Source organism: Sphingomonas sp. CCH9-F2 (genome assembly GCF_001556735.1).
In the GTDB taxonomy this organism is placed as follows: Bacteria; Pseudomonadota; Alphaproteobacteria; order Sphingomonadales; family Sphingomonadaceae; genus Sphingomonas; species Sphingomonas ginsenosidimutans.
On sequence record NZ_LSJO01000495.1, the window covers coordinates 1 to 8,351 of the forward strand.

Sequence of the window (8,351 nt, forward strand, 5' to 3'; positions counted from 1 at the left end):
GCTATGCCGTGCTGGCGCAGGCGACCACGCCCGCCACGCTGATCGGCGTGATCGTGCTGTTCCAGATCGCGGTCAATGCGCTGCTGGCGCCGCTGTCAGCCGTGATCGCGGAGGAGGTTCCCGATGCGCAGAAGGGGCTGGCCGGCGGGTTGATCGCGCTGGGCGCGCCGCTGGCATCGGGCGCATCGGCGCTGCTGCTGGGGATGGCGACGCTGTCGTCCGACGCCCGGCTGGCGGTGATCCCCGTCGCGGTCGCGCTGTGTGTCGCCCCGCTGCTGCTGACCCGCGCGCGCTCGGCGGTGGTGGCGGTCCCCGCTATGACGCAAGGTACCGCCGCGCCGCCGCGCCGCGATCTGATCGTCGCGGGGCTGTCGCGGTTGCTGGTGCAGGTGGCGGCGGTGGTGACGCAGGCATATCTGCTCTATTATTTCGAAAGCATCATGCCCGCCGCGGAGCATCGCGGGCTACCCGTGCGTATCGGGCATCTGATGGCGTGGACGTTCCTGGCGCCGCTGCCCGCCGCGCTGGTGCTGGGCCGCCTGTCCGACCTGACGCGGCGGCGCACGCCGATCCTGCTGTTCGCCGCGGGCGTGGCGGCGGCCGGCCTGCTGGGGATGGCGGCGGCGGAGGGCTGGACTCAGGGCGCGCTCGCCTATGCCGTCTATGCCGCCGGGTCGTCGGTGTTCGTGGCGTTGCAGGCGACCTTCGCGATGCAGCTGCTGCCCGATCCCCGCCGCCGCGGGCGCGACCTGGGGCTGTTGAACCTCACCAATACGCTGCCCTCGCTGCTCGGCCCGCCGCTGGCGTGGCTGTTCGCGACGCCGGACGATTTCGCGGTGGTGATGATCGGGCTGGCGATCCTGACCGCGGTGGGCGGGACTTTGATGCTGGGGGTGCGGGCATGGCGATAGCGCCGCGCCGGATCCTGTCGCTGGTGGTTCGCGTGGCGGCGGCGCTGCTGCTGGCGGCGCTGGTCGCGATGATCGCGGGTCATGTCGCCGAACGCCGCGCGCGCCGCGACGTCCAGCAGGGGGTGGCCGCCGACGCGCGGCTGCGCCAGGCGCTGCTGACCAGCGAGATCGAGCGGTTCCAGCTGCTGCCGATGGCCTTGGGCGACGACGTCGACGTGCGCGCCGCGCTGGCCGATGCCCCCGGTGCGCGCACGCGGCTGAACGCCAAGTTCGCAGCGATGGCGCAGGAAACCGGCGCCGCCGCCATCTATCTGATCGCGCCGTCGGGGCTGGCGATCGCGGCGAACAACGCGGGCACGCCCTACAGCTTCGTCGGGCGCGACTATCGCTTCCGGCGCTATTTCGGCGATGCGATGCGCACCGGCACCGGATCGCAATTCGCGCTGGGCACGGTCAGCCAGCGGCCGGGTCTGTATCTGACGCGGCGCACCCGCATCGGCGGGGTGGTGGTGGTCAAGCTGGAGTTCGACCGGCTGGAGCGCGCGTGGCGCGCGGCGGGCGGCGACACGTTCGTCACCGATGCGGACGGGGTGATCCGGGTGACGACGCGGCCGGGCTGGCGCTTCGCGGTGACGCGCCCGCTCAGCCCGGCGCGCGCACAGGTGGTGCGTGCCGACAGCGGCGTCGCGACGCTGCGCCAGTCGCCGATCAGCATGACAGGCGATGGCGAGCCGCGGATCGCGGGGATGAGCGGCCCGGTGGTGCTCGCCGAGGCGCCCGCCGGCGCGTTCGGGTGGCAGGTGCATCTGGCGATCCCGGCCGGCCCGACGATCCGCCCGGTCGCCCATGCGGCGCAGGCGGTGGCGGGGCTGTTGTGCCTGGCGCTGGTGGCGCTGGTCTGGGCGTGGCGCACCCGCGCGCGCCGCCGGGCGGAGCGGACCGCGGTGCTGGAGGCGGCGGTGCAGGAGCGCACCGCCGCGCTGCGTCGCGAGATCGACGACCGCATCGCCGCCGAGGCGCGCGCCGCCGACCTGCGCGAGGGGTTGCGCCAGGCCAACCGGCTGGCCGCGCTGGGCCAGATCACCGCCAGCGTCGCGCACGAAACCGCGCAGCCGGTGGCCGCGATCCGCACCTATGCCGCCAATGGCGAACTGCTGCTTGATCGCGGCGCATGGGACGACGTGCGCGCGAACCTGCGCGCGATCGCCGGGCTGACCGACCGGATCGGCGCCGTCACCGCGCAATTGCGCGGCTTCGCGCGCAAGGGCAGCGGTGCGGTGCGTGCTGTCGCGCTGGGCGATGTGATCGCGGGCGCGCGGCTGATGCTGAAGGAGCGGCTGCGCGCGATCGACGTGCGCGTCACCCCGATCGATCCGGCGCTGGCGGTGATGGCGGGGCGCATCCGGCTGGAGCAGGTGCTGGTCAACCTGTTGCAGAATGCGATCGAGGCGCTGGAAGCGCGGCCGGCGCCGCGGATCGATATCGAGGTGGTGACGGGCGATGAAAGCGTGACGGTGACGGTGCGCGATAACGGGCCAGGCATTTCGCCGGAGATCGCCGACCGACTGTTCACCCCCTTCGCCACCAGCCGCCCGGCGGGGCTGGGGCTGGGGCTGGTCATCTCGCAGGATATCATGACCGACCTGGGCGGTTCGCTGCATGTCGCCGCCGGTCAGGCGGGGGCCGGGGCGGCGTTCGTCGTCACGTTGCGGCGTGCGCCGTGAACGCCGTCGCTGCCCGCGTCGCGCTGGTCGAGGATGACGGCGACCTGCGCGCATCGCTGGCGCAGTCGCTGCGGCTGGCGGGGCTGGACGTCGATGCGTTCGATGCGGTGCCGCCTGCGCTCGCCGCTATCGACGCCGATTATCCCGGCGTCGTCGTCAGCGACGTGCGGCTGCCGCTGGTATCGGGGATCGAGCTGTTCCGCACGCTGACGGCGCGCGATGCGTCGCTGCCGGTGATCCTGATGACCGGGCACGGCGACGTGGCGATGGCGGTCGACGCGCTGAAGGCGGGGGCGTGGGATTTCCTGACCAAGCCGTTCGACCCGGCCGACCTGATCGCCAGCGTGACCCGCGCCGGGCAGACCCGTGCGCTGGCGCTGGAGAACCGCCGCCTGCGCGCCGCGGCGGAGGCGGAGGAGAGCGACGCGCTGATCGGCGCATCGCCCGCGATCCGCCGGCTGCGCGCGATGATCGCGACGCTGGCGGGCGCTGACATCGACCTGTTGATCGAGGGGGAGACGGGCACCGGTAAGGAATTGCTCGCCCGGCTGATTCACGCCGGCGGGCGGCGTGCGCGACGGCGGTTTCACATGCTGGCCTGCGCCGCGCTGCCTGAGGCGCTGGTGGAGGGCGAGGTGTTCGCGACCGTCGGCGATGGTAGCATCGTCGCGGCGGACGGGGGCACGCTGTTCCTGGACGATATCGACCGCGCCTCGCCGCGGTTGCAGGACCGGCTCGCGCAGCTGATCGAGACGCGCGCGCTGCCCGCCCGCGGCGGCGACCGCGTGCCCGTCGACGTGCGCGTCATCGCCACCGCGCGTGAGGAGCCGCAGCGCGCGTCCGACGCGATCGACTCGGCGCTGCTGTACCGGCTGGCGGCGGTACGGCTGCGGATGCCGCCGCTGCGCGAACGGCGCGAGGATGTGCCGATGCTGTTCGGGCATCTGGTGGCGCAGGCGTCCGCGCGGCTGCGCGCGCCGGTGCCGCGGCTGACCGATGCGGCGCGCGCGCACCTGTTGCGGCACGACTGGCCCGGCAATGTCCGCGAACTGGCGCATTTCGCCGAAAGGCTGGTGCTCGGGCTGGACCCGCTGGGGCATGGCGGGGAGGACGCCGCGACGGGCGCGGGCGACGACGACGCGCCGCTGCCCGAGCGGATCGACGCGTTCGAGCGCGCCGCGATCGTCGAGGCGCTGGCGCGATCGAACGGCGAGGTCGGCGCGGCGATCGCGCGGCTCGGCATCCCGCGCAAGACGTTCTATTATAAGGTCCAGCGGCTGGGCATCGACCTGGCGGCGCTGCGCCGGCGCGTGACCGGCGACTGATTACGGCGCGCCGACCTCCCGCCCGACGGGATACAGCAGATAGCGGTCGTCGTAATAGGGCGTGCGCCGGTAGAACCATGCCAGCCGCTTCGCCGGATCGGCGGCCAGCGCCGGATCGTCCGCCAGCGCGCGGTCGAACGCGGCCTTCAGCGCCGGATCGCGCGCCAGCATCGCATCCGCCAGCGGCGCGATCGCATAACCCTCCATATATTCGGTGCGCTGGAGGATTTCGGGAAAGAAGCCCCATTGCAGCAACGAATCGGGGCTTTCCGCCTCCAGCAGCGTCGCCGCCAGCAGGCCGAGCGGCTGGTCGGCGGGCACCCGCACCGATCCGGGCATCATCACCTCGCTGCGCCGTTCGTGCGCGAACCGGGCGCGGAGCGGCACATGCCCTTCGTTGGCGGGTTGCAGGACCGGCGCGGACAGCCGCACCATGTCGAGCGACAGCGTCCGCGGCGCCGCGATCGTCTCCACCGCGATGCCGTGCGCCTTCAGCCGCTCGATCGTCGTAGTGGCGGTGACGGGCACCCACCAGGCGCGCGGCAGCGTGACCGAAAGGTCGGGAACCGATCCGTAGACCGGCATCACCTGCGTCACCGGTCTGCCCAGCCAGCGCACGACCGGCGCGCCGGCGGCGACCGAGCGATAGGTGTCGTGCGCGATGCCGCGATAGCTGACGGTATAGAGCGGCTTCGGGTCCGGCTTCCACGTCACTACCAGCTCGGGCGGGCGATCGGCGCGGTCGGCGGCGATCGCCTCGGCCAGCGCGGCGCCCTGTTCCCCGACCAGCCGCAATGCCTCCTCGACGAAGACATAGGTGCCCAGCACGCGCTGGCGATAGGGTTTGAGCGAATGCGTCTCCAGCAGCACCGTGGGGACGTGCGCGGTGTCGCCATAGCCGGTGGAGAAGCGCAGCTGGTCCGGCTCCTGCACGATCCCGGCATCGGGGTCGTCCTCGTCCTTCAGGCTGACATAATAAAACGGGTTGTGCCCCGCGTGCGACAGCGCGGCGTCCATCGCGGGGCGCAATCGCGTGTCCAGCCACCGCCCGATGGCGCGGGAATGGGCGTAATAGCCGCTCCAGCCCGCGAAGGCGTAGGTGATGTCATATTGATGATCGACCCCGTCGGTGACGTGCAGGTCAAGGTACAGCGCCGGATCGACACGGCGGATCAGCGCCAGCATCGCGCGCATCTCCGGCGTGTCGGCCTTCCCGTAATCGCGGTTGAGATTCAGGTTCTGCGCGTTGGTGCGCCACCCCATCGACCGCGGGCCGCGCTGGTTCGGGCGGTTCCACGGGCTGGAGCGTTCGTGGCCGTCGGCGTTGAAGATCGGGATGAACACCAGGTCGGCATGGTCGAGCAGCCGGTCCTTGCCGCGCAGCGCGATGTCGCGCAGCAGCATCAGCCCGGCATCCTTCCCGTCGATCTCGCCCGAATGGATGCCCGCCTGTACCAGCAGCACCGGCTTGCGTGCGCCGCCCTTGCTGGCGCGAACGTAATAGAGCGGGCGCCCCTGCGCGCTGGTGCCGAACCGTTCGATCGACAGCAACGGCGAGGCGGCGACCAGCCGATCGAGCCACGCGCGCGTCGCGTCATAGCTGGGCGTATCGTCGAAATGCGTGCGTTCGGCGGGGGTGATCCACGGATCGTCGTCGCGCACGATCAGCTTTTCGCTCGCCCCATGCCACGGCAGCAGCGGCGGCAGCGGGGCGGTGATCGGGGCCGCGACCGTAGCGGCGGAGGCGAGCAGCCAGAGCGGCAGCATCGTCAGTACGCCAGCGCGCAGCCGTCGGCGCGCATCTCGCTGGCGGCGGCATAGACGCGGGTGTCGCCGTCCATGCGGTGCTCGACGCATTCGTAGCGGCCGAACCCGCCATCGGGCGCGCCGATCGTCCAGCCGAGATCGGCCAGCGCCGCCCGCGTCGCGCGCGGCACCCCGCTTTCCAGCCGCAGCAGCCCGGTGGGGCCAAGGCCCGCGGCATCCTCCCCCATCGACTGCGACGATCCTTCATGGTGCCAGCGCGGGGCATCGCCCGCCGACTGGATTTCCAGGCCATAGTCGATGCGGTTGACGACGATCTGGGTCTGCCCCTGCGGCTGCATGTCGCCGCCCATCACGCCGAAGCTCATCCACGGTGCGCCGTCGCGCGTCGCGAAGCCGGGGATGATCGTCTGGAACGGCCGCTTGCCGGGGGCATAGATATTGGGATGCCCGTCGCGCAGGCTGAACAGCTGCCCGCGATCCTGGAACATGAAGCCCAGCCCGTCCGCGACCAGCCCCGATCCCATGCCGCGGAAATTGGACTGGATCATCGACACCATCATCCCGTCCTTGTCGGCACAGCTGAAATAGGTGGTGTCGCCGCGGCTCGGCGCCTGACCCGGATAGACGGGGGTGAGGATGCGATCGGTGCGGATCAGCTTCGCACGCTGGCGCGCATATTCCTTGGAGATCAGCCATTCGACCGGCACCTTCGAAAAATGCGGGTCGGCGTAGAAGCGCGCGCGATCCTCATAGGCGAGCCGCTTGGCCTCCGCCTGGAGGTGGATCGAGCGCGGCGACTGGAAACCGGCATCGCCCATGTCGAAGGTTTCGAGGATGTTGAGCATCTGCAACGTGGCGATACCCTGCGTATTGGCGCCCAGCGCGTGGATATCGGCGCCGCGATAGCCGGTCTGGTGCGGCTCGACCCATTCGGACCGGTGCGCGGCGAGGTCCTCGCGCCGCAGCCACCCGCCGATGCGCCGGAAATAGCGGTCGATCGTCGCGGCGATCTCCCCGGTGTAAAAGGCATCGCGACCGCCCGTCGCGATCGCGCGCAGCGTGCGGGCAAGGTCGGGGTTGCGGAACACCTGCCCGGCGCGCGGCCCCTTGCCGTCCGCCATGCCCCAGGTGCGCAGCGCGTTGGCGGTTTCCTCGATCCCGTTGCCGGGCCGCGCGAACGCCGCCATGCTGCGGCGGATGTAATAGGCGATCATGTCGGGCACCGGCGCGCCGTTCTCCGCCAGCGCGATCGCGGGTTCGAGGAGGCTCGCCCAGGGCAGGCGGCCATATCGCTGGTGCATCGTCCACCACGCATCGACCGTGCCGGGCACCGACACGCTGATCGCGCCCAGCGGCGGCAGCGCGCCGTTGCGGGCGCGCGCGCGCACCGTCTCAAGGCTCAACCCGCGCGGGGAGGCGCCCGATCCGGCGAGGCCGACGACCTTGCGCCCCTTCGGGTCCCAGATCATCGCATAGGCATCGCCGCCGATCCCGTTCGACGTCGGCTCCAGGAACCCCAGGCAGGCATTGATCGCGATCGCCGCATCCACCGCCGATCCGCCGCGGCGCAGGATGTCGATCCCCGCCTGCGTCGCCAGCGGGTGCGCGGTGCCGGCGGCGGTCCCTTGCGCGCCGGCCGCACCGGGAAGCAGGGCCGCGCCGGGCAGGGCGGCGATGAAGGTACGACGACGCATGACAGGAAGCTCCGATGGCGTGGCCGGCGATCCTCGCGCCCCGCGTCGCGGATGACAAGCGCCGCTGTCGCAACGGGATAGACGCGGCTACCCTGTGCGTTGTCGCCGCATCGCATCGTCCCGGAGAGTCGCTTATGATCACCCGTCGCGCCGCCATCGCCCTGCTGCCCGTCCTTGCGCTCTGCGCCTGCGGGCAGCGCGACGCGCCGGCGGTCGCGGTCGCCAACGGGGAAGCGCCCGCACCGGCGGCGCCCGCGGCGACGCCGACCGCGCTGCCGGCGCGCGCAGGCCCGGCGTCCGCGCCCACGGGCATCCTGACCTGCCGGGCGCAGATCGGCGCGGCGGCGGCGGCGCGGAAGGTGGCGACGTGCCGCAACGTGTCCCCCGCCACGCATCCGCCGTGCAACGCCGCCAACAGCTGCGCGCTGATCGACGACGAGATCGCGCGCAGCTGCGCGCTGTTCGACGGGAAGGGCGCGCCGATGGCGGGATGTACGGTCGATCCGAAGAGTGCGCAGGCGGCGGCGGAGGTGGTGCGGCGCTATTATGATGCGATCGGCGCGCGCGATTACGCCACCGCTTGGGCGCAATGGGGCGAGAACGGGCGACCGGGCCAGACGCTGGATGCCTTCACGCGCGGCTTCGCCGATACGCGCGCCGTCCGCGTCACCATCGGTACGCCGGGGCGGGGCGATGGCGCGGCGGGATCGGTGTACCAGCCCGTCCCGGTCACGGTCGATGCGACGCTGGCGGACGGGCGGCGGCAGCGGTTCATCGGCACCTACGTCCTGCGCCGGGTGAACGACGTCGACGGCGCCAGCGCGGCGCAATTGCGCTGGCACATCGATTCGGCGAAGCTGCGCGAGACGCCAGCCGCGCCGCGGTGAGGCAGGCAGGAACCGGGGGAGGCGCTGCGGCGCGGCTGGCGTC

The 8,351-nt window shown here is 72.0% G+C and carries 6 protein-coding genes; 4 read left to right on the top strand and 2 right to left on the bottom strand.

Translation table 11 applies throughout. The annotated features are described in order from the left end of the window. The 3 genes from AX685_RS13940 to AX685_RS13950 form a co-directional block, all read left to right on the top strand. Positions 1–911 (top strand): MFS transporter (locus AX685_RS13940; RefSeq protein WP_066489702.1); only part of this gene is annotated, 911 nt, incomplete at its 5' end. Then, on the top strand, positions 902–2,635 hold the full coding sequence (locus AX685_RS13945) for a sensor histidine kinase (RefSeq protein WP_066489705.1): 1,734 nt from the start codon (positions 902–904) through the stop codon (positions 2,633–2,635). The genes AX685_RS13940 and AX685_RS13945, both read left to right, overlap by 10 nt. Next, positions 2,632–3,960 (top strand): sigma-54-dependent transcriptional regulator, encoded by a 1,329-nt coding sequence (locus AX685_RS13950; protein WP_066489707.1) that lies wholly within the window; start codon positions 2,632–2,634, stop codon positions 3,958–3,960. The genes AX685_RS13945 and AX685_RS13950 overlap by 4 nt, the downstream gene beginning before the upstream one ends. Here AX685_RS13950 and AX685_RS13955 read toward each other — a convergent pair whose 3' ends face one another. Both AX685_RS13955 and AX685_RS13960 read right to left on the bottom strand, forming a co-directional pair. Further along, on the bottom strand, positions 3,961–5,727 hold the full coding sequence (locus tag AX685_RS13955) for a M14 family metallopeptidase (protein WP_066489709.1): 1,767 nt from the start codon (positions 5,725–5,727) through the stop codon (positions 3,961–3,963). A 2-nt stretch (positions 5,728–5,729) separates the two neighbouring features. After that, entirely contained in the window at positions 5,730–7,421 is a 1,692-nt protein-coding gene (locus AX685_RS13960; RefSeq protein ID WP_066489715.1) for a gamma-glutamyltransferase family protein, read from the bottom strand. A 134-nt stretch (positions 7,422–7,555) separates the two neighbouring features. Between AX685_RS13960 and AX685_RS13965 the strand changes: the two genes are divergently transcribed. After that, positions 7,556–8,308 carry a hypothetical protein gene (locus AX685_RS13965; protein ID WP_066489717.1) on the top strand — a complete coding sequence of 251 codons (753 nt, stop codon included), beginning with the start codon at positions 7,556–7,558 and terminating at the stop codon, positions 8,306–8,308. Positions 8,309–8,351 lie beyond the last annotated feature (43 nt).